We start from the raw sequence: 26397 nt of genomic DNA, 5'->3' as shown, positions 1-26397 counted from the left end.
CATTTCTAACTGGGTAGCCGCAATGGCCAGGTTCCAGTTGCTTACTTTCCGCCGATAACACCAGCTTCATTGGCCGCGGTGTTGTTCTTGCCCACCGCAACAGCGGTCGCGTTCTTTTGCGAGGCCTGGATTTTGGTGTTGCCCTGGATCTGGGTACCACCCTTGATGGCACCGGTCGTGTTCTTGGCGGTGTTGCCTTCGCCAACAGCAACAGCCGTCACGTTCTCGTTTTTAGCCTTGATGTCGGTATTGCCCTGAATCTGAACACCTTGGGCATTCGGTGAGGACATGCTGCCCTTCGGGCCACTTTGCGAGGCTTGACCGAAAGCAGCGGTAGAAATGACAGCAGAAGCCAGGGCGATGATAGCGAATTGAGCGCGCATTGTTGTTTCCTCCGGTATGGGAATGATGAACTATGGGGACGACGTATTACTTGCCGCCGATGACGCCGGCTTCGTTGGCAGCGGTGTTGTTCTTGCCCACCGCAACGGCGGTCGCGTTCTTCTGCGAAGCCTGGATTTTGGTGTTGCCCTGAATCTGGGTGCCACCCTTGATGGCGCCGGTCGTATTCTTGGCTTCATTGCCTTCGCCGACAGCGACAGCTGTCACGTTCTCGTTTTTCGCCTTGATGTCGGTATTGCCCTGGATCTGCACGCCCTGCGGGTTGCTGGAACGCTGGGTTTGTTGAGCGAAAGCCGGGGAAGCAACAACGGCAGCAGCAATCATCATAGAAATTAAACGCATGTGAGTCTCCTTGGTTCAGTTAAAAAAGTACTGCGAAAGGATCAACCAGTTACTACCTTGAATACGACGCGACGATTCTTCGGATCGCGCGCGTCGAGGTTCGGCATCGTCTCGGTCGAGCCCTTGCCTACCGGCACAAAGCGCTTCCGATCGATTCCGTGTCGGGTGGAGATGAAAATCACCACCGCATTGGCGCGGTCGCGAGACAGCGCCATGTTTTTTTCATAATTACCGATCACGTCGGTGTGCCCTTCGACGATGATGCAGCGATCCGGCGACAATGCCAGGACTTTAGCGATCTGGTTCAAGGTGCCTTCAGAGGCAGAAGAAACCGTTGCACTGCCGGCATTGAACTGGATGGGGAAATCTACCCCCACCGTGCGTACGTCAGGCGGTAGCGAGCCGCAATCACGAGAGCCTGCTGCAGTAGTAGAGGATGGCGCAACTTGGGCAGAGGGTTCGGCTGCCTGAGAGCCGGATTGCTGTTGATTGTCAAAAACGATTGCGCGGGTACGTTTCTGCTGTGGCATGCCGGTGTCGGACGGCATGTTCATCGCGCGCTCGAGTTCCTTAAGCTTGTCTTCATCCGATGCGGCCTGGGCTGCGCCTACGCCGGCGATCAACATCAAACCCATCAAAACCCTGGAAATGTTATTCATTGCGATCTCACTTGCAAACGTTGATGACTTCTTTTGTTGTTACGACAACGTCGTTCTTGCGTCCACCACGAGTGTTGGGTTGTGTCGTTCCGACATTGACATTACAGGTGCCTTGTTTCTTGCTTCCGACATTGACGACCTGCTTCTCGTCGGTCGGGGTTTTCTGGCCCTTGGCTTGTTCGGACCAGCGTTTGGCCATCGCACTGTTGACTTTCTGGTTTCCATGAGCATCCAGGCCCTCAACGGCGTAAGCGCTTAGCGTAGTCGAAGCCATCGCCAAGGTGATCGCAAGACTCGTCAATTGCTTATTTGCATTCATTACTGACTACTCCTCCAATATTTGTACATGCCTTTTTTGTTTCGCCCAATGGCCACTGTAGTGACGTTGCCCGCAGCGACGTTAACTCTGGTGTTGCCCTTTGGGTCACCTTGAACGACGCCGACACGATTTTTTTGCGACGTTGTTGTCTCCAGCGGCAACCGCAGTCATGTTTTTTTGTGGTCGCATTGATTTCCGTGTTGCCCTGAACCTTCGTGCGCTGACTGTTTTGTGCGAGAGTTGAACCGGCAAAGGTCGCCAAAACAATTATAATCAAGCCAAGTCTTTTCATGTCATGCCTCCTAGCGCATGGGCAATCGGATGGGCGGACTACCGCGACGGAAGGTCTCTCGCAGCGATTGCAATTCCGCATCGGAGACGCCCAACTTGCGGGCACTGAATGATTTCGGATCTGGCGTGAACATCAGGTACGCCTGCATTTCGTTGATCAGAAGTTCTTCATTATTGACTGCATAATTGAAATTTGCGAGAAAGCGCTTGAAGAGTTCCCTTTGGTTTTCCGTCATGGTTTCGTACCAGAAACGCTGACAGAATTTGGCATAGTGCGGGTTTGCGTAATACTCGCCGTGAGCCAGTTCATGCAACAGGATGGCATAGCGTGCACCAGGAGAAACCATCGGTTCAGTAGCTTTTCGGTCCTGAGTTTGCGGTATGGCAAGCACGACAACACCTGGTTTCATGGCCTGGTAGAAACCCCGCCAGAAGCGCACCAGCCCCTGTTCCATCAGGAACTCGCGAATGACAATTTCTTCCGGGTTCAATTCAACCTTGTCACGCAATGCAAAGTTGAAGAACTGCACCAGTTCGGAGATCAGCACATCGTGACCGAAAGCAAAATCGGCCTGTGTGCGGCGTGCTGCTTCGACATAGCGAGCCAGTTCCTGATTGCTCAGTACCTTGGGATAAGGCTCGGTGGTCTGTTGTTCCGTAAATTGAGTAATGCGGTTGAAGCTGCGACCTTGATAGGTCAAGCCTGGGAAATCAAATATGTAAATGCTGGGATTTTCGGCCATCTGCCAGACAGTCAGTTCTCCCGTGCGGGAATCGAACACCTGCGAAAAGTCGGCTTGCACGGCATCCAGCGCCCAAGCCGATTGCGTCATCGCCATGAGCACACTGGTTCCGATCATTTTCCTGATGCGTCCGGCAATAGTGTCAAATCCTGATTTCACTTGTATATCCCATACAGATCATTCGGGAACCTATCCTGAGCAGTACCAGATAAGTAATTGGACAATATTTTTGCAGCGTGGTTCCAATTCATGTCGGATGTTAATCGTCAAAAATCTTATTCACGGGGGCTTAGGCGATACGCCTGGGCACGTGATATATTGTTACGAACTTCGACTTGTCGCAACGAGGTCGGCGCACCAATCGAGCCCGATACCCACGGATAAACCAGCAAAGCGCCCGTACGTGGACGGTCCTGGTTGTAAACGCGCCAGGCATTGCTTCTCTGCATGAGATATCCCGGCTCTGTCTCTGCCAGAGGAACGAAGCGTGACGTCAAACCTCCCGGAGGTGGTGGCGGTCTCACGACACTGTAATCAATGACGATCACGGCCTGGGCTGAAGAAACAAGAAAACCAATGGTAAAAATGCCCAGGAGGCTATTTTTCCTGAATTGCGACATTTCCATCTTTCTCCCACTTAATTACATAGGTCTTGCCTGACTTCTTGGAGGTATAGGGCGATTTTCCCTTTGGAACCTTTTCACCATCCACAAACACCTCGCCGTTGATCACGGCAACACCATCCATCTGCACATCCGGGTCAATCGTCCCCGCAGTATTACTTGCAACCGATCCGCCTTTTCCTGTCTGTACTTTCACGCCGAGTCCAGATACATCAACAGATACTTGCGCCAGTGCAAGCGTAGCCATACCGAGAATGGCAATAGCAACCCACCATTTCATTACTGTCTCCATATTGCACGATTCATAGACTATATAACGCAGTGGCGGAGTGTTCGGTTGACATGGAAAATCACCGACAACGAACTTTGACTTGCCGCCCATCGCGAAAGATATGCACGATGCTACCTGACATGGTGTCGTCCCCGATTCTTCCGGAAACATTGTCGACCTCATGGCATGGCACGAGTGGAATGCCGTCGCGACCGACGTGGCTCAAATCCATGTCCTGAGCGTTTCCTGTCCCGGTATAGGCGCGTGCGCGATTGCGTTGCTCCATGTGACGCGGTTGGCCACCATCGGAACCAGCAGCCCCGGACCCGGAAAAGGATGGAGGTGAAGAATTATCACCACTTGGTTGATATGCCCTGGCCTTATTGCGGTTTTCGAAAGCTTTCTCTTCTGTTGGTGCGCCGCCACGAGGCGCAAGAATTCCGACCTCGTCGTCCTCCAGGTTTGCCGGTGCTTCGCCTTGATATCTCCCTGCCTTCTCGCGCTGTGATTGCGAGGTTGACTTCGAAGGTGCCTTTTCCGGCACAATGATCAATTCTGCCAACAGCATGACCTTCCCAGCCTGACCGTCTGCCGCCATCGCCATGGGCGACATGACTGAGAGCATCAATGCGCTGTTCTGGAGAAGAAGTCTGACCAGGGGGGGCATGGCGATCTCGTCGATTACCGGGTAACCGTGATGTCGATGTAACTGCTCATGGCAGTCGGATTGCCTTGACGGTACTGGCTCACCACTTCATCAAGCGAGCGGACGGGCAAGGGGGCCAGATCCCGGGCGCCTTTCAGTGCGGCCGGGACGACCAGTTCGCGGTCAGCGCCAATACAGGCGACCCGCTCCTTGCCAGCCTGATCGAAGCGAATCTTGAAGCCGCCGCTGGGAAGCCTGATGGTGCTGCCAGATCGCAAGGTAGGATTGCCGACGAACTGGTTGGGGAAAATTCGTGCCACGGAACGATTGATATCTTCGTAGTAGCAATACACGGTGCCATCACCCATCAAGGACAGTGACATGTTCAGGAACTCGCCGACCTTGTAGCTTGGCTTCGAACCTTTGTCGCTTTCGAGATTCACCCGGAATGCAGAGGCAGCGGGTGCCGCCTGCTGTGGAGGGAGCAACGCTGGCGCAGGTGCAGGTGGCCTGTACGCCGCTGCTTTGGCCGGTGGCGTGCCGGGCACATAAGCCAGGTTGTTCTGGATATCATCGAACAGACTGGCGTAGAGCTCGAAACTGATTCGCCCATCCGCCACGAGATGGTTTTGCGCCTGGTATTCAAGGATGGCGTCCTTGAGCGTGTCATTCATCTTGCCGTCGATCGGGCCATTGTAGCGGTTCATGCTGCCACCCAGCTTGCGCTGAACAAAAGTGATTCTTTCGCTTTCTTTCAGTGTTTCGTAGGTTTCCAGCGCCTGTTCACGAATCACCGGATTGGTGATGTCCGCATCCAGGCAACGCCAGTAAGGAACCTGGGTGAATTGGCCCAGAGTCTCGATCAGACCGAGTTCAAGCAGGGTTCGCGTCGTTGCGCCCAAGCCTTCCGAGCGGCTGAAATCGAGATTGAACGAGAGGCCGACCTTGCCCAACTTGCCACCGGCTTCACCGGACTTGCCGGTCTTGATGATGACCATCGTGTTGGAAGTGCTGGTTTGCGGAAGGATCTTTCGGGTGGCCGCATCACCGATACTCATGTCCATGCTGATCAGGTCATAGGAGGCATCGGAAGAAAAGCCAAAATCGAAGAAAGCTGCCGCCAAACCGAATCCACTGTTCTTGCGAATGGTGTTGTCATCCATCTGGGTGATCGAGCCCCGGATGTAGTAATCCGGAATCTTCATCATGGACTGACCCTTGGTGTCGAAAAGTCGTGCCAGATCGTCACCACCGCCATGGAAATCGATGAACTCAAAGGCGTTGCTCTTGACCGTCATTTTGGCGATGGCGGTAATCAGCATTTCCTTGGTGCCTGTGCGCACCTTGCCGGTCTCATCCGGAATGCCGGTCGAGGTCACGACGATACCGCTCTTGCCATAGGCGAGGAACAATTCATCCATGCATCGCAAGGCCTGGGAAAAATTGGTGATCGTCTTGATGGCAGGGGTCTTTGGGGCGGCGGCGTTGGAAACGGTTGCCGCCGGATCTTGCGACTTGCCGAGCACGTCCTGCGCCGAAGCAAAGTTGCAGAGCAGAGCCAATGGAAGCATCGTTAAACCGGGGATCAGTTTCGACATGGTCAACCCTTTTTGATGAAATCGATCGTTCAGCGCAATCGGAAAAATTTCGCCTATCAATATACTTTACCATCAAGAGGAGCGTATCCAACAAGCAAATATTTCACGGTTTGCTCGTATCAGGGGTGCATGAATGGGTCTCTCAATGGGCAAGCAGTCTTCGAAAACGGACCATGCGGCTACCCTGGCGTCGATTGACTACGGCGAACGGTCAGGCGAATGGCCTGAAATATTCAGCGTGTCAGCAGCATCAGCAGCAGATTGACGAGCAAGGAGACGCCGGCGATGATCCGCCAGGTGAGCAGCGGGTTGCGTAGTGCCAGCGGGGTCACCGGCGGGCGGTTGACCGGGCGGCTGGCACCGCGTTCGAGCGCCAGAAGAAACTCCTCGGCGGTTTCGAAGCGTTGCGCAGGGTCTTTTGCGACCGCCTTGAGCAGGACGTTTTCGAGCCAGCCCGGGATATCCGGTCGGTAGCGCGTTGGTGCCACCGGCTCGGAAAATTTCGGGTGCTGGAAAGGTTCGATCTCGCCGTAGGGATACTTGCGGGTCAGCAGGTGGTAGAGCGTGACGCCCGCGGCATAGAGGTCATGCGCGGCACCGGCCTGCTCGCCAGCGAAGAGTTCCGGCGCCATATAGCTCGGCGTGCCCGGGCTGCCGATAGCGACTTCGTCTTCAGAGAGACTGACGGCGACGCCAAGGTCAAGAATGCGCAGGCAGCCGTCGCGGCCGAGGTGAATGTTCGCCGGCTTGATGTCGCGGTGCGCGATGTCGAGGCGGTGCAGTGCACAGAGCCCCTTCATCAGCCGGATACCGTTCTGGACGGCTTCGGCGACGGTGAAGTGCATATCCGCATCAAGCATCCGCTGCAGCGTCGCTCCCTCGTGCCAGCTCTGAAGATAGTAGAGGCAGCTACGTCTTTCAGTCGGTAGCATTTGTGCGAAAAAAGGCGAGACGATGCGCCGGGAGCGCCATTCTTCCATGATCAGCGCCCGGATTTCGTCAGGATCGTCAGCGAGTTCCGGGCGCAGCGTCTTGAGCACCATTGGCTGGCCGGAGAGCTGATCGGTGACACGGTACAGCAGCGTCGCCCGTGAGTCGTGCAGCACTTCGTCGATGCGCAGGCCGTCGAAGGACTGGCCGGGCTTGAAACGCGGCGGCAAGGGCAAGCGCGCCGAGCCTTCGAGCGAGTCGCGCAGCTTCTCTGCCGGCAGTTCGGCGACACGCAAGACCACGGCGCTGGCGTTGTCCTGTCCGCCCGAGGCCAGTGCAAGACTGGTCAGCGATGCAGCAGCCTGTTGCGCGTCGGGATGCGCAATCAGTAGGCCACAGATACGCTGGTTGTCGAGTGCGCCCCAGACGCCATCGGAGCAAAGCAAAAAGCAGTCTCCCTGGCGCAATTCGCCGTCGGCGAAATCGAGGTGGAAATGGCGGTCGAGGCCTACTGCGCGCGACAGGACGTTCCGGAGTTCCGGATGTTCCCAGACGTGGTCGGTAGTCAGTCGCCGACAGACGCCATTGCGCAGCAGGTAGAGTCGCGAGTCGCCGACGTGAGCGCACACATAACGCCGGCCGCGCAGCACCAGGGTAGTGAGCGTCGTCGCCATGCCGGCAAGTTCCGGCTGGCGGCCGGCTTCGGCGATGACCCAGCGATTGAGCGGGACGACGACCTTTTCCAGCGCATGCGGCACACTCCAGGTGTCGGGGGTCGCGTAGTAGTCCGAAAGCAGGCCGCGCACCGTGTATTCGGCGGCCTCACGACCGCCCTTGTGGCCGCCGATGCCGTCGGCGACGGCTGCGATCAGCCCCTTGTTTTCGAGGTCGGTTCCCTGCGGGGTGACCATGCCGCAAAAATCCTCGTTACGTTCGCGGGGTCCGGTGAGCGAGGAGTGACCGACGTCGACTCTAAGCGGCATGCCAGCATGGCTCCAGAAAAGGGCGGCAGGTCACAATGTACCTTGCCACCCCACACTCTGCGCAAAGAAATTTTCGGATCAGATCTTCGCCACGGTAAGGTGCGCAGCACCCCAGGTCGTACGCCAGCGAGTCTTGACGCCGGTCAGTCCGGCCAGAGCCAGCAGAGCGAGTGCAGCAAAGATCAGGAAGCCGATCTGATAGCTGCCGGTGAGTTCCTTGGCGTAGCCGAGCGAAGAGGCCAGGTAGAAGCCACCGATACCGCCAGCCATGCCAACCATCCCGGTCATGACACCGATTTCCTTGCGAAAGCGCTGCGGCACCAACTGGAAGACCGCGCCGTTACCCATTCCCAGTGCCAGCATCGCACCCACGAAGGCGAGCAGCGCCATCCATGCAGCAGGTAGGCCGATACTGACGATGCCGAGAAAGATCGCTGCCAGCACATACATCACCGACAGGCTCTTGATGCCACCGATGCGGTCGGCGACGTTACCACCGATCGGTCGCACCAGCGAACCGGCGAAAACGCAGGCGGCAGTGAAGAAACCGGCAGTCTTGGCGTCGAGGCCGTACTGGATGTTGAAGTAGATCGTCAGCGACGAGGCGAGGCCGACGAAACCGCCGAAGGTCACCGAGTAAAAGAACATGAACCACCAGGCGTCGGTGTCCTTGAGCACTTTCAGGTATTCAGCCAGCGATTTGGGGGGCGGGCATTCCGGCGCGTCCTTGGCGGCGAACAGGTAGAAGACGAAGACCAGGAGCAGCGGGATCAGCGCCAGGCCGAAGACGTTGCTCCAGCCGAAGGCGATCGCCAGGCTCGGTGCGATCAGCGCTGCCAGCGCCGTACCCGAGTTGCCGGCTCCGGCAATCCCCAGCGCCGTTCCCTGATGTTCCGGCGGATACCAGCGCGAGGCGAGCGGCAAGGCGACCGCGAACGACGCGCCGGCAACGCCGAGGAAGCCGCCGAGGATCAGCGTCTGCTCGTAGCTGTGGATACCGAAGTACCAGGCGACGAACAGCGAGACGATGACGATCACCTGTCCGATGGCGCCAGCCAGTTTGGGTTTCAGGTGGTCAACCAGCACGCCCATGACGATGCGCAGGATGGCGCCGGCAAGCACCGGCGTGGCGACCATCATCCCTTTCTGTGCGTGCGTCAGGCCGAGATCCTTGGCGATCTGCACGCCCAGGGGCCCCAGCATCACCCAGACCATGAAAGCCAGGTCGAAGTAGAGAAATGCCGCGTACAGCGTCGGCCGGTGTCCGGCTTTCCAGAATGACTTGTCCATTGTCGTAGTCCTTTCGAATCAGATTTCAAGAAATACCGTGCCGCTTTCCACGCGGATCGGGTAGCTGCGCGAGCAGCCCTGGTCGGGAGCGACTGCCTCGCCGGAATCCAGACGCAGTTTCCAGCCGTGCAGGGGACAGGTCACCTGATTGCCGTGCACCAGCCCCTGCGACAGGGGCCCACCCTTGTGCGGGCACTGGTCTCGCAGCGCAAACACTTCTCCGCCCGAGGTGCGGAAAACGGCGATGTTGCCGCTGGTCGAGCGCACGACGCGGCTGCCCAGGCGCGGAATTTCTTCAAGCTTGCAGATCGATTTCCATTCAGCCATTTCTGTTCTCCAGTCCTTCATACCGAAAGCAATTCATACTCGTTGTGCTCTACGCCGGCGATGCGCTCGGCCCAGGGATCCTTGGTGTCCTGCAGTTCGGCCAGCAGGCGTCCATACAGCGCCTTGCGGCTCTCCTCGTCCTCGACGACCCGCTGCTTGGCATGGTCAAGACCGACACGTTCGAGGTAGTGGCAGGTTCGTTCGAGGTAGAAGCCCTCTTCGCGGTAGAGCTGCAGGAAAGCGCCGGCGTACTCCATCACCTCTTCGTCGTTCTTCACTTTGACGAAAAACTGCGCGACTTCGGTCTTGATGCCGCCATTGCCACCAACGTACAGTTCGTAACCCGAATCGACGCCGATCACGCCGACGTCCTTGATGCCGGCCTCGGCGCAGTTGCGCGGACATCCCGAAACGGCGAGCTTGACCTTGTGCGGCGAGTACATGTCGAACAGCATCTTCTCGAGCTTGACGCCCATGGCCATTGCCAGTTGCGTTCCGAAGCGGCAGTGTTCCATGCCGACGCAGGTCTTGACGGTGCGGATCGACTTGCCGTAGGCGTGACCCGAGGGCATGTCGAGATCCTTCCAGACACTGATCAGGTCTTCCTTTCTGATCCCGAGCAGGTCGATGCGCTGGCCGCCGGTGACCTTGATCGTCGGCACCTGATACTTGTCGGCGACATCGGCGATTCGGCGCAGCTCGGCTGCTGTGGTCAAACCACCCCACATGCGCGGTACCACCGAAAAGGTGCCGTCCTTCTGGATATTGGCGTGCGCGCGTTCGTTGACCAGGCGCGAGCGCGGATCGTCCTTTGCCTCTTTCGGCCAGGTCGAAATCAGGTAGTAGTTCAGCGCCGGGCGGCACTTGTCGCAGCCGTCTGGCGTCTGCCATTCGAGGAAGCGCATGACCGCGTCGGTACTCAGCAGGTGCTGCGCGCGAATCGCGTCGCGCACCTCCTGGTGCGAGTAATCGGTACAGCCGCAGACCGCCTTGCGGTTCGAAGCTGCCGGCGTGTAGGCACCACCGATCGTCGCCGAGAGGATCTGCTCGCAAAGGCCAGCGCAGGAGCCACAGGACGACGCTGCCTTGGTGTGCTTTTTGATGTCGTCGAGCGTGAACAGCCCTTTTTCCTTGATCGCCTTGACGATGCTACCCTTGCTGACACCGTTGCAGCCGCACACTTCCGCGCTGTCGGCCATGGAAGCTGCCTTGCTGTGGCCCTGATGGCCGACGTCGCCGACGTGTGACTGTCCGAACAGCAGATGATCGCGAATTTCGTGGATGTCCTGGCCGTCGCGCAGCAACTGGAAATACCAGGGACCATCGGCGGTATCGCCATAAAGGACGCCACCGACCAGCTTGTTGTCCTTGATCACCAGTTTCTTGTATACGCCTCCGGCCGCATCGTTGAGGACAATTTCCTCGCTATCGTGGCTGCCAAAAAAATCACCGGCCGAGAACAGGTCGATTCCGGTCACTTTAAGCTTGGTCGAGGTGACCGATCCGGTATAGCGGCTGATACCGTAGTTGCCGAGATGGTTGGCCGCGACCTTGCCCTGTTCGAAGAGCGGCGCGACCAGTCCGTACGCGGTGCCGCGGTGCGCGACGCATTCGCCGACGGCGTAGATTTTCGGGTCGTAGGTCTGCATGGTGTCGTTGACCACGATGCCCCGGTTGCAGTAGATGCCTGCCGATTCGGCCAGCGCCGTGTTCGGGCGGATGCCGACGGCCATCACTACCAGATCGGCAGGAATCTGCAGACCATCCTTGAGGCGGATCGCCGAGACCCGTCCACTCTCGCCGGCGATCAACATTTCGGTCTGTTTGCCAAGCAGGAACTTGAGGCCGCGGTCTTCGAGCGATTTTTGCAGCATCCGGCCGGCAGTCTGGTCGAGCTGGCGTTCGAGCAGCCAGTCGGCAAGATGTACCACGGTCACGTCCATCCCGCGCAGCTTCAGTCCGTTGGCGGCTTCGAGGCCGAGCAGGCCGCCACCGATCACCACCGCATGCCGGTAGCGGCGCGCGGCGTCGATCATCGCATCGGTGTCGGCGATGTCGCGGTAGGAGATGACGCCCGGCAGGTCATTGCCGGGGATCGGCAGGATGAACGGGTTGGAGCCGGTCGACAGCAGCAGCCGGTCATAGGGTGCTTCGGTACCGTCCTCGGCGATCACCCGGCGTTGCACGCGGTCGATCCTGCTGACTTTCTTGCCCAGGTGCAGCTTGATGCCGTGCTCCGCATACCAATGATGATCGTTGAGAATGATGTCCTGAATCGTCATCTCGCCGGCCAGTACCGGCGAGAGCAGGATGCGGTTGTAGTTGGGGTGCGGCTCGGCGCCGAAAACGGTGATCTCGTACTGATCGGGAGCGATCTTCAACAACTCTTCAAGCGTGCGCACGCCAGCCATGCCGTTGCCCACCATTACCAGTTTCTTCTTGCTCATTTTCACGACTCCCTTTGCTGTGTCTTGATGGGAGGATTAAAGCAATAATTGGGCCATATTCTGGATGCGCTGATTTTTCAGGATTTCTGCCACGCCTTGTGTCCTCACTGATGATGCGGCGCACAATCTCGGGGCGTTTTTGCTGCATTTTGGTGCGGTGATGCGGTCACCGGGGGGTTGGGACGGCAGATGGGATCGACTGGCATTCCGGTCGGGAGGGTGGCAGCTACTTCGTAGCATTCGTAGCATTCGCTGATCGCTTCGGATCTGATGAATCGATCGCTGCGGAAGGGCAACTTTTTCGCGTCTGCCAGGCAAATATCCGGTTAAAATGCCCTCGGGTTGAAGCAGATCCTATTGCCAGACATGCCGTTCAGCCTGCCGATGCAGATGGCGGCCATTGGGACAAACCGGGAGAGAATCGATGTATCGAGGGTATATCGCGGCAGTGTTGACATTGCTGGTGACGCTGTTGACCGGCTGCGCCACCAATCCGATGCGCCAATATGACTCGGAGCTCAAGGAAACGGTGAACCTGGTGAAGACCGGTGCGGTCAAACAGGCAATCGAGCAGGTCGAGAAAAATAATACCGCCGGCGCTCTGTCGCAGGACAAAGACATCCTCTATTACTTCGAGAAGGGCGAGCTCCTCAGTCTTGACAAGGACTATGCCGGAAGTCGCGACACCTGGCTGAAAGCCGACGCCATCATTCAGCAATGGGAAGACGAGTACCGTACCAATCCGCAGAAGCTGATCGGCGACATTGGTAGCTACCTGATCAATGACAAGACGCGGCGCTATGACGGTCAGGACTACGAGAAGGTCATGTTGTCGGCGCAACTCACCCTTGATCATATCCTCCTCGGCAGTGCCGATCTGGCGCGCATCGAGATGAAGAAGACCTACGAGCGCGAGCAGTTGATCAAGTCTTTCCGCGAGAAGGAATACGACAAGCTCAAGGAAGAGGGCGACAAGCTCAAGGTCGATAACGATCCGAAGCATCTCAAGGACTATCCTCTCGCCGAACTCGACACACCGGAAGTCCGCGATTTGAAGAACGGCTACCAGAATGCTTTCGCACACTACCTTGCCGGCTACTTCTTCGAGGTCACCGGCGAACCTTCGCTCGCCGAACCCGGCTACCGCAATGCCTTGCAGCTTTCGCCAAACAAGCTGCTCATCCAGGGCAGCCTGAAAAACGTCGGCCGGCGCAAGCCCGGGCCGCGCGAGTCGGACGTGCTCTTCGTCGTAGAATCGGGATTCGCGCCGTCGTGGAAGTCGATCACCATCCCGATCCCGGTGCCGCGCAAGAATGGCCTGGTGGTCACGGCACTCTCGTTTCCGGTACTCAAGGCCGAGAACCGCGGCTTCGTTCCTCCGGTTTTGACGGTCGCCGGCCGCCAGTTGCCGGTCGAGACGCTGAGCAACATCGACACCATGGCGCGTCGGCTGCTCAAGGATCAGATGCCGTCGATCATTCTGCGCACGGTGATCCGCGCTGCACTGAAAGCCGTCGCCGAGGAGCAGGCGAACCAAGCGTCGCCGATCCTCGGTATCGCGGTCGGCGTGGCTTCCGTGGCCACCGAGCAGGCCGACGATCGCAGCTGGCGCACGCTGCCCGAGCGCATTTCGGTGGCGCGCGCGATCCTGCCACATGGTCGGCAAACGGTCGAGTTCCAGACCGGCGCCGGCGCTTACCGCACCGAGGTCAACATCGGTAGCCGCTTCACCATCGTTCCCATCCGACTTACCGGCGGTGCCGTCTATGTTGGCCAGCCGAACGTCGCCATCGACGGCGCTCAGTCGACCAGTACCAAGTCCGATGCCCGTCCCCCGACACGTGGCGTTCGCGGCAAGCCGGCAAATGCGGCGGCAACCCAGTAATCCTGCAGGAGATTCTCATGACACGCATCTTCCTTATCGCGGTCAGCCTGATTTTTGCTCTCGCTGCCGCCGGCAACGCGCTGGCCGCGGCCGAACGGCGCGTCGCGCTGGTGATCGGCAACAACGACTATCAGAACGTCACCAAGCTGGAGAAGGCGGTCAACGATGCCAATGCCGTGGCCCGCGAACTCAAGAAGATCGGCTTCGAAGTGATGGCCTACAACAACGTGGGGCAGAAGAAGATGAACCTGGCGGTCAACGAGTTCGTGCAGAAGATCTCCGGCGGCGGGGTCGGCGTCTTCTTCTTCGCCGGACATGGCTTGCAGGTCAACAATCAGAACTTTCTGGTGCCGGTCGACATGGATTCTCCGCGCAGCGAAAACGACCTCGCCGACCAGGCGGTGAGCGTGCTGGCGATCCAGGACAAGATCGCCGATGCCAAGGCCAAGTTCACCCTGCTCGTTCTCGACGCCTGCCGCGACAATCCCCTGCCGAAGAAGTCCGGCACGCGCTCGATCGGCGCCACGCGTGGTCTGGCGCCACCACAGGCGCCCAACGGTCAGGTCGTTCTCTATTCGGCGGGCGCCAATCAGCAGGCGCTCGACAAGCTGGGCGACAACGACAACAACCCGAACGGCCTGTTTACCCGCGAGTTCCTGCCATCGATCACGCAGCCGGGAATCAGCGCCACCGACGCGATGCGCAGGGTGCGCAGCACGGTTACCCAGAAGGCGAAGTCGGTCGGCCACGACCAGCAGCCGGCACTCTACGAACAGACCGATGGCGACTTCTATTTCGTCGCCGGCCAGGCACCGGCCGGCGCCAGTACTGCAACGACGGTGGTGCAGACGGTCGACCCGAAGGCGGTCGAACTGGCGTTCTGGGACAGCATCAAGAACAGCAACACGCCGGATGATTTTAGCGATTACCTCAGCAAGTATCCGGACGGGCAATTTTCCGCACTGGCCAAGCGGCGCTTGACCGCCACCAGCCAGACAGTAACCCGCGGCGGCGACTCTGCTGCTGCGCCGGCGCCGGCACAACTGGCGCTCAGCAGCCAGCCGCGACCGGCGGCAGAAACAGCGCCGAGCATCGCCAGCAAGATCGAGGAATTGGGCAAGATGGCTTCCCTCAAGGTGAGTGACATGCGCGCCACCAAGCGCGACAACCTGCTGCGCATCCAGGTCGAGATCACCAATACCAGTTCCAGCAACCAGCAGCTGTACTATCGCTTCAAGTGGCTCGACCGCGATGGCTTTTCCGTCTGGGACGATGAGCCGTGGAAACCGCTACTGGTTTATGGACTGCAGAAGCAATTGATCAACGTCGTCGGACCGACCTTCAAGGCGACCGATTTCCGGCTAATCCTGCAAAGCCCGAACAACATCAGCAACTGAGTCGTGGCAGCCGGCAGCGGTGAGCGCTCGCCTGGCCCGAGGCGACTTTCACCTCAAACCGGCGGCGCCACCAGCCCATTTCGCAACACGACCGCTCGCCGGTCGCCAACATCGCCATCAGGAGGTAATGCAATGCAAGGTCAGTCCAATTACGAAATCCGCTTCACCCTGCTCGCCAGCACATTGGTACTGGCACTTGCCGGCTGTGCGACGACTTCGTCGCCGACGGTTGGTGGCGGCAATGTCAGCTACGGCGATTCCAAGGCCGTCGAAACGGTGACCACCGACCTCGGCTCGACCGACATCCAGATGATTTCGGAAAAAATGACGCAATCGCTGATTCAGCACCCGTTGATCCAGGATCTGATCCGCAAGCGCCAGTTGCTGATGGCCTCGCCAGTGAAGAACAAGACCAGCGAATATTTCGACACACGCCTGATCACCGACACCATCCTGACGCAGTTACAGAAAAGTGGGGTCCGCTACGCCATCGAGGGCGAGGATATGCAGAACCAGGTCGATGAACTGCGTCGGCAGAATCAGAGCGGTCTCTATGACAAAGGCAAGTCGGTCAAAATGGGGAGAATGCAGGGTGCCAAATATCGTATCGATGGCAGCATCTCGTCGATTGTGAAGAAGAACGTCGACATCAAGGACGTCTACTACAAGATGAACCTGCGTCTGGTTGAGATCGAGACCGGCATTGTCGAATGGTCTGACGAAAAGGACATCCGCAAATCGGCCAGACGTTAGTCGCCAGCCCTGTCAAGGCACCAGGAGATCTTGAGATGAACGCCATCAACCTTGTCCGTGCGGGCGTTTTCGCACTTCTCGCCGCCACCAGTCTCGCAGTCGCAGCGCCGCCGCCCAAGGTCGCAGTGACCGATCTCGCTTATGAGGAACGTGTCAGTGAGTATTTTCGCGTGGTTGCGGCCAACGAAAAATCGTCGCTGCGCGCTTCCGGTCGCGAAAGTGAGCGTGAATCCGACTATGGTTATGCGCGGCGCAGCAGCGGTTCGCTGAACGCCAAGTCGGAGAGCAGCTACTACGAGGCGGAAGGCACCTACAGCTACATCGAGCGCGGCGAGTTACGCAAGTTTACCGCCGACATCAAGGGCGAGATGCTGAAGTCGGGCCGTTTCCAGTTGGTACAGGGCAAACCCTTCACCGACAGTAAGCACGTCGAGAGGTTGTATGACGTCATCGCACGTGTCAGGCAGGGCATGTATCCTGGCGCCGACTATGTACTCTTCGGATCGATCAATAGTATGGAATTCCGCCAGGAAGCCAACCCGATCGACCACACCAACACCGTCTCGCATACGCTCAGCCTTGAACTGGTCGCTGAATTCAGTCTGATCAGCACGCGCGACTACAAGATCAAGGCTGCTTTCAGTGCGATGGGCACCGGCCAGGATGTCAAGCTGATGACCAGCCGTGGCGGCCGTGTCGTTCTCAACCGAGGAAAGGTCGTTTCTGAGGTCTCGAAAAGCCTTGGTGAAGATGTCGCCCGCCAGTTCGACGAGCAATTGGGAGGTATCCGCGGCGACGATTCGCGCGGTGACAGCAGCTATCGCACGCGTGAGGAACCCAATCGTGAGGAAGTGATCATTTTCCGCTGAGAGGCAAAATAGAACTGCTTGTTCCTGGTTGGCCAGCTTGAGCACATGCTGACAGCGATCATGAACGAAGATCCAGCCCCACAGCCGGAGCTTCCGTCCAGTCGCGTGGCGCCAGCATGTCGTAGAGTGCGGCCTCGGCGCTGCCGGCTTCCGGGTGCCAGTCGTAGCGCCATTTGACGAGCGGTGGGAGCGACATCAGGATCGATTCGGTGCGCCCGCCCGACTGCAGGCCGAAGAGCGTGCCGCGATCCCAGACCAGGTTGAACTCGACATACCGTCCGCGCCGGTATGCCTGGAAGTCACGTTCGCGTTCGCCATAGGGCAAGGTCTGCCGCCTTGCAATGATCGGCAGGTAGGCTTCCGTAAACGCGTCACCGACCGCCCGGGTGAGCGCGAAGCAGCGCTCGAAGCCACCCTCGTTGAGATCATCGAAGAAGACGCCACCGACTCCGCGTGGCTCGTTGCGGTGCTTGAGGAAAAAGTACTCGTCGCACCATTGCTTGTAGCGTGCGTGCGTGCCTTCCCCGAAAGGCCGCAGCGCCTGTTTGCAGGTCGTGTGGAAATGCCGGATGTCTTCCGCAAAAGGGTAGTAGGGCGTCAGGTCCATGCCGCCGCCAAACCACCAGGCGGGCTCGGAATCGGCACGGGTCGCGATCAGCGCGCGCACGTTCATGTGCGCGGTCGGGCAGTAGGGATTTTCCGGATGCAGTACCAGCGAAACGCCCATCGCGGCGAAAGCGCGCCCCGCCAGTTCGGGGCGTTTGGCAGTTGCCGAGGCCGGCAGCGCGGCGCCGCTGACCTGCGAGAAAGCGACGCCGCCGCGTTCAAAAATACGGCCACCCTCAAGAATGCAGGTGCAGCCACTGCCCGCGAGTGGCGAGTCAGCTTCCTTTTCCCAGGGGTCGGCGCGGAAGCTCGCGCCAGTACTGCCCTCGAGCGTTTCGAGCGCCGTGACGATATGCGTCTGCAGGTCGGTAAAGTACGCCTTGAGGCGGGCCGGGTCGATCATCCCTGGCCTGCGACTGCCGGTGCCTGCCTGGTTTCGCTCACCGGCTGATGGCGCGGTGGCCGATGTCCCGGCGATACTGCATGCCGTCGAAGTGAATGCCGACAATCAGGTCATAGGCGCGTCTCTGTGCCTGTTTGACGTTGTCGGAAAGTGTCGTGACGCACAGCACACGACCACCGGCGGTGACGATTCGGCCATCGCTTTCGCTGCTGCCGGCATGGAAGACATGGCAGTCCTCGCTGTTCTGCGGTAGACCGCTGATCAGATCGCCGGTGCGTGGGGTGCCGGGGTAATTGGCTGCAGCCAGTACGACGCCCAGTGCAACGCGACGGTCCCAGCTCGCTTCAACCAGGTTGAGCCGGCCGGCCAGGGCATGGTCGAAGAGAGTCAGCAGGTCGGATTTCAAGCGCATCATGATCGGTTGTGTTTCCGGATCGCCAAGCCGGCAATTGAACTCGACGGTCTTGACCGATCCGTCCTTGCCAATCATCAGGCCGGCGTAGAGGAAGCCGGTGTAGGGGATGCCGTCAGCGGCCATTCCCCGGACTGTCGGCAGGATGATCTCGCGCATGGCGCGGGCGTGGACTTCAGGAGTGACCACGGGTGCCGGTGAGTAAGCGCCCATGCCACCGGTGTTGGGGCCGGTATCGCCGTCGCCGATGCGCTTGTGATCCTGACTCGATGCCAGCGGCAGGGCATTCTTGCCGTCGACCATGACGATGAAGCTGGCTTCTTCGCCTTCAAGAAATTCTTCGATCAGCACGCGTGCCGGGGCCGAGTCTTTCGCTGTGCTGTCACCGCTTGCGGGGAGCATGTGGTTGATCGCATCATGGGCATCGGCCAGGTTCATGGCTACCACCACCCCTTTGCCGGCGGCCAGTCCATCGGCCTTGATGACAATCGGTGCGCCCTGCTGGTCGACGTAGGCATGTGCCGCGCTGCTGTCGGAGAAGGTCGCGAAGCGGGCGGTGGGAATGTTGTGCCTGGCCATGAAGCGCTTGGCGAAGTCCTTCGAACTTTCGAGTTGGGCGGCTTCCCTGGTCGGACCGAAGATCTTCAGGCCACGGTCGCGAAAAAGGTTGACAATACCGGCGGCGAGCGGTGCTTCGGGGCCGACTACCGTGAGATGGACCTTGTGCTTTGCGGCGAAGTCGGCGAGCGCCTCGGGGTCGGTGATGTTGACATTCTCGAGTTCACGCTCGCGCGCAGTGCCGGCGTTGCCCGGTGCGACGAAGACCTTCTGCAGGCCCGGGGTCTTCGCCAGACGCCAGGCGAGTGCATGCTCACGACCGCCGGAGCCGATGACCAGTATCTTCATGACCATCCTTTCACCACCAGAACTGCTGTGTGTGCCCGTTGGTGCGCACCCGTCAAACTGCGCCGTACCCAGGCACTGATAAGCCTGTTCACAATCTTCTGCACCACATCTTCCCCCGCTGTCGCTCGCTCGAGAATCAGTGCCGGAAGTGCCGGGCACCGGTGAACACCATTGTCAGGCCATGCTCGTCGGCGGCAGCGATCACCTCCTCGTCACGCATCGAGCCACCTGGCTGGATGACTGCCTTGGCGCCTGCAGCCGCCAGAACGTCAAGCCCGTCGCGGAAGGGGAAGAAAGCATCGGAGGCGACACAGGAACCTGCCAGGTCGAGGCCGGCATTCTGCGCTTTGTTGGCGGCGATGCGAGCCGAATCGACGCGGCTCATCTGGCCGGCGCCAACACCGAGGGTCATGCCGCGTCCGCAGAATACGATGGCATTGGACTTGACGAACTTGGCAACGCGATAGGCGAAAAGAAGATCCTCGATCTGCGCATCGGTCGGTGCGAGTTTGCTCACTACCCTCAGGTCGGAGGCCTGGACGTTGAAGCGGTCGGGCGTCTGCAGCAGCAACCCGCCACCGACACGCTTCATTTCGAAAGTATGCTGGCCCCTGGCCAGCGGCAGTTCGAGGACGCGCAGATTCTGTTTGGTGGCCAGCAGCGCGCGGGCGGCGTCGCTGAAAGCCGGTGCCAGCAGGACTTCGACGAAATGTTTGCGAGCATTCATGGCGGCCACGACATCGGCGTCTACCGTGCCGTTGAAAGCGATGATGCCGCCAAAGGCGGAAGTCGAGTCGGTCTGGAAGGCTTTTTCGTAGGCAGACAGGAGGCTGAGATCGATCGCCACGCCGCAGGGATTGGCGTGTTTGATGATCACGCAGGCGGGAGTGTCGAAAGTCTTGACACATTCCCAGGCGGCGTCGGCATCGGCGATGTTGTTGTATGAGAGTTCTTTGCCCTGCAACTGCCGGTAGTTGGCGATCGAACCCGCCAATGGTGTGGGATCGCGGTAGAAGGCTGCCTGCTGGTGCGGATTCTCGCCGTAACGCAGCGTCTCGACGCGATCGAAAGCAAGTTGCAGAGAATCGGGAAACGGCCCGGCCTGGTTCGATGCGTCGAGCGAAGTCAGCCAGTTGGCGATCGCCGCGTCGTAGCGCGCAGTGTGCGCAAAGGCCTTTTTGGCCAGCGCGAAGCGTGTGCCGAGACTCAGTGCACCATCGCTGGCCGCCATCTCGGCGAGCAGAGTAGAGTAGTCCTCTGGATCGGTGACCACGGCCACGCCGGGGTAGTTCTTGGCGGACGAACGCAGCATGGCCGGACCGCCGATGTCGATGTTCTCGATTGCCTCGGCGAGGGTGACGCCGGCCTGGGCGATGGTTTCACGAAAGGGGTAGAGATTCACACACACCAGATCGATGGTCGGGATGCCGTGCCGTTCAAGCGTAGCCATGTGCTCGGGCAGATCGCGACGCGCCAGGATGCCAGCATGTACCTTCGGATGCAGGGTCTTGACGCGGCCGTCGAGCATTTCCGGGAAACCCGTGTAATCGCTCACCTCGGTGACTGGTAGGCCGGCGTCGCGGAGCATCCGAGCGGTGCCACCGGTCGATAACAGTTTGACATCGTGGGCGATCAGGCCCTGCGCGAATTCGAGGGCGCCATTCTTGTTGGAGAGGCTGATCAGGGCTTGGCGGATTTTCATGGTGGGCAGGTGGCAGCTCTTAGAAAAGGGTAAAAGGAATGTTCAGTCGATCAGCTTGTGGTCGAGCAGTTTCTTGCGCAGTGTGTTGCGATTGATCCCGAGGATCTCGGCCGCCAAGGTCTGGTTGCCGCCGGCCTGTTTGAGAACGACTTCAAGCATTGGGCGCTCGACGCTCTTGATCACCATCGCGTAAACTGCAGCCGGCTTCTCGCCTTCAAGCTGTTGAAAATAGTTTTCCAGCGCCTTGCCGACGCAAGTTGCGATATGGTCATCATCGTTGCGCTTCATGCTGCGAGATCCTCGAAGTTGGCATGCGGTGAAGGGGCAGAGCTGACGTAGCTCAGATGCTCGTGGTGTTCAGCGAGGGCGGAGAAAAAATCATGGACTGCCTGTCTTTGCAGTTCGATGGTCGGCAACTGGTTCATCCTGTGACGGAAAGCCGCCGAGCCGACCAGACCCCTGGTATACCAGGAAATATGCTTGCGTGCGATACCGACACCGGTGTCGACGCCGTAAAAGAGATATAGATCCTCAAGGTGTTCGAGCAGCACCTCGTGAATTTCACTGACCAGGGGTGGCGGCAGGTGCGTCCCGGTGTTCAGGAAATGCTCGATCTCGCGGAACAGCCATGGGCGCCCCTGCGCGGCGCGGCCGATCATCAGCGCGTCGGCATGGGTAGTATCAAGAACATGCTTTGCCTGTTCCGGAGAGCCGATGTCGCCGTTGGCGATGATGGGAATTGTCGCTACGGCTTTCGCTGCCCGGATCGTCTCATATTCGGCCTGGCCGCTGTAGCCGCAGGCGCGCGTGCGGCCGTGCATCGCCAGAGCTCTGATACCTGACTGCTCGGCGATCTCGAGGATACTCAGGGCGTTGCGACTGTTCTTGTCCCAGCCGGTACGGATCTTCAGCGTCACCGGTGTGCCCGGTACGGCATTGACGACGGCTTCAAGAATCTGCCGGACCAGCGGTTCGTCCCTGAGCAGGGCGGAACCGGCCATGACGTTGCAGATTTTCTTCGCCGGGCAGCCCATGTTGATGTCGATGATCTGGGCACCTCGTTCAACATTGTAGCGTGCCGCAGCGGCCATCATCGAGGGACTGGCGCCGGCGATCTGTACCGAGATCGGGGCAAGCTCGCCCGCATGGTTGGCACGGCGTTGGGTCTTCATGCTGCCATACAGCAGGGAGTTTGAAGTGACCATCTCGGACACGGCCAAACCCGCACCCATGCGCTTGCAGAGTTGCCTGAAGGGGCGATCGGTGACGCCCGCCATCGGCGCGACGAACAACTGATTGCGAAGCGAAAAACCGAGAAATTCCATGCTGGTGAGGTGCCGGAGGGCAAGGCAAGACCCGGATTCTACCGCGATTGCTGCCGCGAAAACAGACACTTCTTGCCTCCGGGTGAGGCGCGAAGGGGCATTTTCGCCTGTTCACCGGCCGGATCGCCGATCCTCGCTAGCGGTTTTCTTTATGCCAGTTGTCAACCGCCACCAGAAGAGAGCGTTATCCCAGCATGGATGGCAGGAAAATATACTTCGACAGGAGAATACAATGGGTAGCCTAAGCAGCGAGTCTTTTGACCAGTTTCTCGATTCACTCAAGCAGGCGGGTGTGGAAATCAGCAATGAAGGTGAGTTGCGCGAGCGCTTGGCCGAAGCTCAGCGTTGGCGCTTTGCTTTCGCTACGCTGGCAGCCAATGGCCGTCCTTTGGGGATTCGTTTTCAAGATAGTAGTAGTGGCGTGAACGAGGCGGATATTCACCGCGCCTTTGCGCGCTTCCAGTTTCCTGAAATTTGGCAGACCACCTTTGCTGCCAGCCTGCGGGCTGAGCACTGACCAGTCCCGAAAGTGGCTGTGCCGCCGGTTCGTTGCCTCAACAGACCGGTCTCTTCCAACAGTTTCGACCCCTCCGACGTTTGCACAACGTTGATGCTTGTTGAACGACGGTGGCGAGGTGAGTCATAATGTCGGTATGAACGACTCACCTCCCCAGGACCCGCGTCGGCGGCTCCGTGAACTTCTCGCCATCCCTGAGCGCGATCGCACCGACGAGCAATGGGATGAACTGATCGAGATCGAGATCACCCTTGCTCCGGGAAACCGCGAGTCCGAGCGTCCTTCGGACCGCCAACCGGAGAAGCGCCAAGGAACTCCCGGTCAGGTCCGTCGCCCGGACCAGCGCAAGACCGGGGCCCGGCCTGCCACCCAGAGGCCGGACCCGCGCCCGCCTGCTGCCAGAACCGAACCCGCAGCGGAGGCGCAGCCTGACCTACGATCGCCCGACGCGCGACCGCCAAAGCGACATGTTCGGCGGCCAAGGCGTCCACCCGAGACCCCAAGCGAAGGCTGACTCGGTTGCGTGCTCAGCACCGCCACCGAGTAAATGGCGCTGTGACCGCATGCCGACAGCCAGCGCTTGCCAAAAGTGGTGTCAAATCAGCCAGTGCTCCCGGTTCGTAGCCACAGGCACTTGCCTTTGCTGGCTTGTTCAATGGCTGCTAATAGCTGCTCGTGCACAGCAAGTTCTTCCTGGCTGGCGCGCCGGACCTGCTGTGCCCGACGCTGCCTGCCGGGGCTGAAGGTTCCGGCAGCGTCGATCCCGTTCGTTTTGTCGTCGCCAAGATCCATGATCAGGCTTTCCTGACCGCGGGTCATTGCCAGATAGACCTCGGCAAGAATCTCGGCATCGAGCAAGGCACCGTGCAGCGTGCGGTGCGAGTTGTCTACTCCGTAGCGGTCGCAAAGCGCGTTGAGGTTGTTCTTCTTTCCGGGGTGTAGATCCTTGGCCATGCGCAGGGTGTCGCACACACCGTGGCAGACCGTGTTCACCGGCGCCATGTCGAGCAGCGCCAGTTCGGCGTTCAGGAAACCGACGTCGAAAGCGGCGTTGTGAATGACGAGTTCAGCATCGCGCACAAAGTCGAGGAACTCCGCCGCAATATCGGCAAAGCGCGGTTTGTCGAGCAGAAACTCGCGACTGATCCCGTGCACCGAGAGGGCGCCAGAATCGATATCCCTCTCCGGATTCAGATAGCTGTGGAAGTGTCGGTTGGTCAGGCGCCGATTGCGCATCTCGACGCCGGCGATTTCGATGATGCGGTGTCCGAGCTTGTGCTCCAGGCCGGTCGTTTCAGTGTCCAGGAAAATCTGGCGCATGTTCGTCTTCCTTGAGGTCTATTGCGGCTTGCGGGTAATTGACAGCTCGTCCATGGCGCGATTGGCCAGAGCGTCGGCGCGTTCATTGCCGCTGTGCCCGGCATGCCCCTTGACCCAGGACCATTTGATCCGGTGCTGGCCAGTCAGCTCATCAAGACGCTGCCAGAGGTCGGCGTTCTTGACCGGCTTCTTGTCGGCAGTGCGCCAGCCATTGCGCTTCCAGTTGTGAATCCACTCGCTGATGCCTTTTTGCACATACTGCGAATCGGTATGCAGATTGACTGTCGCCGGTCTCTTCAGCGCTTCGAGGGCACGTATCGCGGCAGTCAGTTCCATCCTGTTGTTGGTGGTGGCCACTTCACCACCCCAGAGTTCCTTCTCCCGATCGCCAGCCCGCAGGAGAACGCCCCAGCCGCCGGGTCCAGGGTTGCCGCGACAGCCACCGTCGGCGTAGATGGTGACGACTTCTTCATCGCTCATGGGATTTCCTTTTTGCTGACTATGGACAATGCCTTACGAGGGGACCGCTGTTGCTTCCAGCTCGGCAGGATCAGACGCATGCCATGCACGCGCTTGATCGCACGCAGCAGATAGACGCCGCCGGCAAAAGCCCACCAGCGATCGCCGGCGGCTTCCATGAAGTGCCAACGCTTCAGCCAGTGCTCATGTGTGCATGGCGGTGAATAACAGCCAAAAGTACCCCGTTCGACCTCGAAGCCGAGCAGTTGCAGCCAGTCCTTGAGACGCCGTACCGACAGGTAGTGGCCGTTCCACGGAAAATGGCCGGGGCAGTTCGGCAGAGCACGGCGCAGACCCCAGATGGAAATCGGGTTGAAACCGGTAATCAGCACTTCGCCTTCCGGGATCAGGACGCGCTCAACTTCGCGCAGAATCTGGTGTGGGTCCGCACGGAACTCAAGGACATGCGGCATGACCACCAGATCGATGCTGTGTGCCGCGAAGGGAAGTTGCCGAAAATCGCAGAAGACATCGACCTGGCCCGAATCGTCTGCCACCTGTCGGAGGGGGATACGGTTCTGGGCAAGCAGATCGCACTGTGGGAGACCCAGCTGGACGGCATTGTAGCCAAAAAGGTCGGCGACGACCGCGTCGATCCTGGCTTGCTCCCAAGCCATGACGTAGCGCCCTTGCGGGCTTTCCAGCCAGGTGTCGAAGCCAGGGATTGACATTTTCCGCAGTTCTTCCAAAATCGACCAATGTTCAAAGTTACCCGGATTCCAGCCTTCAAGGATAACTACATCTGGTTGTTGCGCAAGGGCGCGACAGCAACTGTGGTTGATCCTGGCGATGCGCGCCCCGTTCTCGACGTGCTCGAGCGAGAGGGTTTGTCGTTGAGCGCCATTCTCATCACCCATCACCACGCCGATCATCAGGGCGGGGTTGCCGGATTGCTGGCACAGCATTCCGCCGAGGTCTTTGGTCCAGCAGCGGAGTCGATTGCCGGTATCAGCAAACCCTTGCGTGGTGGCGACACGGTGAGCATTGCGCCTTGCGACATCGAATTTCAGGTGATCGCAGTGCCCGGACACACGCTTGGACACATTGCGTATTATGGCTCAGGCTGCCTGTTCTGTGGCGACACCTTGTTCGCCGGTGGCTGTGGCCGTCTGTTCGAGGGGACCGCCGCACAGATGGCTGATTCGCTGGCTCGTCTGGCCGCGCTGCCGGATGACACAGCGGTGTATTGCGCCCATGAGTACACGCAGGCGAATCTGCGCTTTGCGCTGGCGGTCGAGCCCGGGAATCGGCGGCTGCAAAGCCGTTTCGAGGAAGTTGCTGCGACTCTTGCCAGGGGGGGGGGCTACGCTGCCATCGACGATTGCCATCGAGAAGGCGAGCAATCCCTTTCTGCGTTGTGGCGAACCGGAAGTGGTGGCTTCAGCCCGCAGCAGAGTGCCTGCGGCGCGCGATGAAGTGGCGGTATTTGCTGCACTGCGCGAGTGGAAGAACCACTTCTGAACGTTCGTTCAGCCGCTTTCGTCGGGCGTAGTGAGTCGCCTGGCTGACTGCCACGCCCGGCTGACCGTGTTGAGCACCTTGCCGGCGTTGAACGGCTTGATGATGAAGCCACTGGCGCCGCCCTGAATCGCTTCCCGGACGTTGTCCACGCTGGGGCTGCCGGTGATCATCACGACGACGATCTCCGGGTGCGTGGCCCTGATCGTCTGCAGGGCCTCGAGGCCACCGATCTCGGGCATCAGGATATCCAGGCAGATGATATCGGGCCGCAGGCGCTCTACGAGTTCGAGTGCGGCGACACCATTCCTCGCTTCGCCAATGACCTCGTATCGCTTGCTGCGCAGAATGGTGCGCAGCAGCGTCCGCATCAGATCGTTGTCATCGACGATGAGGACTCGCTGAAGCGACGATGAGTTCATCCTGCGTGCCTGTGAAAACTTGTCGGAATCCG

General features: G+C 59.3%; 27 protein-coding genes and 1 pseudogene. 6 read left to right on the top strand and 22 right to left on the bottom strand.

Translation table 11 applies throughout. The annotated features are described in order from the left end of the window. Nucleotides 1-41: 41 nt before the first annotated feature. The 13 genes from E4Q08_RS06020 to nirB all read right to left on the bottom strand — a co-directional run bounded on the left by E4Q08_RS06020 (nt 42) and on the right by nirB (nt 11871). Nucleotides 42-383: a hypothetical protein gene (locus E4Q08_RS06020; protein ID WP_034918743.1), complete on the bottom strand. Its 342-nt coding sequence runs from the start codon at nt 381-383 to the stop codon at nt 42-44. 46 nt (nt 384-429) lie between these two features. Then, entirely contained in the window at nt 430-744 is a 315-nt protein-coding gene (locus E4Q08_RS06015; protein ID WP_169069707.1) for a hypothetical protein, read from the bottom strand. A gap of 41 nt (nt 745-785) precedes the next feature. Continuing rightward, the gene (locus E4Q08_RS06010) at nt 786-1403 is read right to left on the bottom strand and encodes an OmpA family protein (protein ID WP_169069706.1); all 618 of its coding nucleotides are present in this window, start codon (nt 1401-1403) and stop codon (nt 786-788) included. A 7-nt stretch (nt 1404-1410) separates the two neighbouring features. Next, on the bottom strand, nt 1411-1722 hold the full coding sequence (locus E4Q08_RS06005) for a hypothetical protein (protein WP_169069705.1): 312 nt from the start codon (nt 1720-1722) through the stop codon (nt 1411-1413). Further along, a complete protein-coding gene (locus E4Q08_RS06000) occupies nt 1709-2014 on the bottom strand; it encodes a hypothetical protein (RefSeq protein ID WP_169069704.1) in 306 nt (101 codons plus the stop codon). Before E4Q08_RS06000 ends, E4Q08_RS06005 begins: the two co-directional genes overlap by 14 nt. A gap of 10 nt (nt 2015-2024) precedes the next feature. After that, on the bottom strand, nt 2025-2915 hold the full coding sequence (locus tag E4Q08_RS05995; RefSeq protein WP_169069703.1) for a hypothetical protein: 891 nt from the start codon (nt 2913-2915) through the stop codon (nt 2025-2027). A gap of 438 nt (nt 2916-3353) precedes the next feature. Next, entirely contained in the window at nt 3354-3659 is a 306-nt protein-coding gene (locus E4Q08_RS05990; RefSeq protein WP_169069702.1) for a hypothetical protein, read from the bottom strand. A gap of 70 nt (nt 3660-3729) precedes the next feature. After that, a complete protein-coding gene (locus E4Q08_RS05985; protein WP_169069701.1) occupies nt 3730-4317 on the bottom strand; it encodes a hypothetical protein in 588 nt (195 codons plus the stop codon). 14 nt (nt 4318-4331) lie between these two features. After that, nucleotides 4332-5894 (bottom strand): DUF4384 domain-containing protein, encoded by a 1563-nt coding sequence (locus tag E4Q08_RS05980; RefSeq protein ID WP_169069700.1) that lies wholly within the window; start codon nt 5892-5894, stop codon nt 4332-4334. 233 nt (nt 5895-6127) lie between these two features. Then, on the bottom strand, nt 6128-7807 hold the full coding sequence (locus E4Q08_RS05975) for a bifunctional protein-serine/threonine kinase/phosphatase (RefSeq protein WP_169069699.1): 1680 nt from the start codon (nt 7805-7807) through the stop codon (nt 6128-6130). A 78-nt stretch (nt 7808-7885) separates the two neighbouring features. Next, nucleotides 7886-9097 (bottom strand): nitrate/nitrite transporter, encoded by a 1212-nt coding sequence (locus E4Q08_RS05970; protein ID WP_169069698.1) that lies wholly within the window; start codon nt 9095-9097, stop codon nt 7886-7888. 18 nt (nt 9098-9115) lie between these two features. Next, the gene (gene nirD, locus E4Q08_RS05965) at nt 9116-9424 is read right to left on the bottom strand and encodes a nitrite reductase small subunit NirD (RefSeq protein WP_169069697.1); all 309 of its coding nucleotides are present in this window, start codon (nt 9422-9424) and stop codon (nt 9116-9118) included. 17 nt (nt 9425-9441) lie between these two features. Beyond that, nucleotides 9442-11871 carry a nitrite reductase large subunit NirB gene (gene nirB / locus E4Q08_RS05960; RefSeq protein ID WP_169069696.1) on the bottom strand — a complete coding sequence of 810 codons (2430 nt, stop codon included), beginning with the start codon at nt 11869-11871 and terminating at the stop codon, nt 9442-9444. Between the two features lie 424 nt (nt 11872-12295). On the opposite strand from nirB, the gene E4Q08_RS05955 reads away from it, so the two are divergent. The 4 genes from E4Q08_RS05955 (at nt 12296) to E4Q08_RS05940 (ending at nt 16775) form a co-directional block, all read left to right on the top strand. Then, nucleotides 12296-13756 (top strand): COG3014 family protein, encoded by a 1461-nt coding sequence (locus E4Q08_RS05955; protein ID WP_169069695.1) that lies wholly within the window; start codon nt 12296-12298, stop codon nt 13754-13756. A gap of 17 nt (nt 13757-13773) precedes the next feature. Beyond that, nucleotides 13774-15153 carry a DUF1425 domain-containing protein gene (locus E4Q08_RS05950; protein ID WP_169069694.1) on the top strand — a complete coding sequence of 460 codons (1380 nt, stop codon included), beginning with the start codon at nt 13774-13776 and terminating at the stop codon, nt 15151-15153. A gap of 132 nt (nt 15154-15285) precedes the next feature. Then, complete coding sequence (gene lpoB, locus E4Q08_RS05945) at nt 15286-15906, top strand: penicillin-binding protein activator LpoB (protein ID WP_169069693.1); 621 nt, start codon at nt 15286-15288, stop codon at nt 15904-15906. Between the two features lie 35 nt (nt 15907-15941). Beyond that, a complete protein-coding gene (locus E4Q08_RS05940) occupies nt 15942-16775 on the top strand; it encodes a penicillin-binding protein activator LpoB (RefSeq protein ID WP_169069692.1) in 834 nt (277 codons plus the stop codon). Between the two features lie 58 nt (nt 16776-16833). On the opposite strand, the gene hemF is transcribed toward E4Q08_RS05940, so the two are convergent. The 5 genes from hemF to dusB all read right to left on the bottom strand — a co-directional run bounded on the left by hemF (nt 16834) and on the right by dusB (nt 22129). Further along, nucleotides 16834-17784 (bottom strand): oxygen-dependent coproporphyrinogen oxidase, encoded by a 951-nt coding sequence (gene hemF, locus E4Q08_RS05935; RefSeq protein ID WP_211203327.1) that lies wholly within the window; start codon nt 17782-17784, stop codon nt 16834-16836. A 37-nt stretch (nt 17785-17821) separates the two neighbouring features. Beyond that, nucleotides 17822-19102, bottom strand: a complete 1281-nt coding sequence (purD, locus tag E4Q08_RS05930) for a phosphoribosylamine--glycine ligase (protein ID WP_169069690.1) — start codon at nt 19100-19102, stop codon at nt 17822-17824. A 136-nt stretch (nt 19103-19238) separates the two neighbouring features. After that, a complete protein-coding gene (gene purH, locus E4Q08_RS05925) occupies nt 19239-20804 on the bottom strand; it encodes a bifunctional phosphoribosylaminoimidazolecarboxamide formyltransferase/IMP cyclohydrolase (protein ID WP_169069689.1) in 1566 nt (521 codons plus the stop codon). A gap of 42 nt (nt 20805-20846) precedes the next feature. Then, a complete protein-coding gene (locus tag E4Q08_RS05920) occupies nt 20847-21092 on the bottom strand; it encodes a helix-turn-helix domain-containing protein (RefSeq protein ID WP_034919415.1) in 246 nt (81 codons plus the stop codon). Continuing rightward, nucleotides 21089-22129, bottom strand: coding sequence for a tRNA dihydrouridine synthase DusB (gene dusB / locus E4Q08_RS05915; RefSeq protein WP_169069688.1), 1041 nt, complete (start codon nt 22127-22129; stop codon nt 21089-21091). Before dusB ends, E4Q08_RS05920 begins: the two co-directional genes overlap by 4 nt. 232 nt (nt 22130-22361) lie before the next feature. Between dusB and E4Q08_RS05910 the strand changes: the two genes are divergently transcribed. After that, nucleotides 22362-22646, top strand: coding sequence for a hypothetical protein (locus tag E4Q08_RS05910; protein ID WP_034919406.1), 285 nt, complete (start codon nt 22362-22364; stop codon nt 22644-22646). A 600-nt stretch (nt 22647-23246) separates the two neighbouring features. Here E4Q08_RS05910 and dnaQ read toward each other — a convergent pair. From dnaQ to E4Q08_RS05895, 3 genes are read right to left on the bottom strand one after another with little or no spacing between them, the layout of a single operon-like run. After that, the gene (gene dnaQ, locus E4Q08_RS05905) at nt 23247-23966 is read right to left on the bottom strand and encodes a DNA polymerase III subunit epsilon (RefSeq protein WP_034919400.1); all 720 of its coding nucleotides are present in this window, start codon (nt 23964-23966) and stop codon (nt 23247-23249) included. 18 nt (nt 23967-23984) lie between these two features. Then, nucleotides 23985-24446, bottom strand: coding sequence for a ribonuclease HI (gene rnhA / locus E4Q08_RS05900; protein WP_034919396.1), 462 nt, complete (start codon nt 24444-24446; stop codon nt 23985-23987). Continuing rightward, entirely contained in the window at nt 24443-25156 is a 714-nt protein-coding gene (locus tag E4Q08_RS05895; protein ID WP_169069687.1) for a class I SAM-dependent methyltransferase, read from the bottom strand. Before E4Q08_RS05895 ends, rnhA begins: the two co-directional genes overlap by 4 nt. Nucleotides 25157-25183: 27 nt before the next feature. Here E4Q08_RS05895 and gloB point away from each other — a divergent pair. Beyond that, nucleotides 25184-25946: pseudogene (gloB, locus tag E4Q08_RS05890) on the top strand (hydroxyacylglutathione hydrolase). A gap of 8 nt (nt 25947-25954) precedes the next feature. Here the strand turns inward: gloB and E4Q08_RS05885 are convergent. Further along, complete coding sequence (locus E4Q08_RS05885; protein WP_169069686.1) at nt 25955-26365, bottom strand: response regulator transcription factor; 411 nt, start codon at nt 26363-26365, stop codon at nt 25955-25957. Between the last annotated feature and the right edge of the window lie 32 nt (nt 26366-26397).

This window comes from Candidatus Accumulibacter contiguus (genome assembly GCF_012940005.1).
In the GTDB taxonomy this organism is placed as follows: Bacteria; Pseudomonadota; Gammaproteobacteria; order Burkholderiales; family Rhodocyclaceae; genus Accumulibacter; species Accumulibacter contiguus.
Note: the sequence above shows the minus strand (reverse complement) of the source record. Positions and strands in the feature narration are given on the sequence as shown.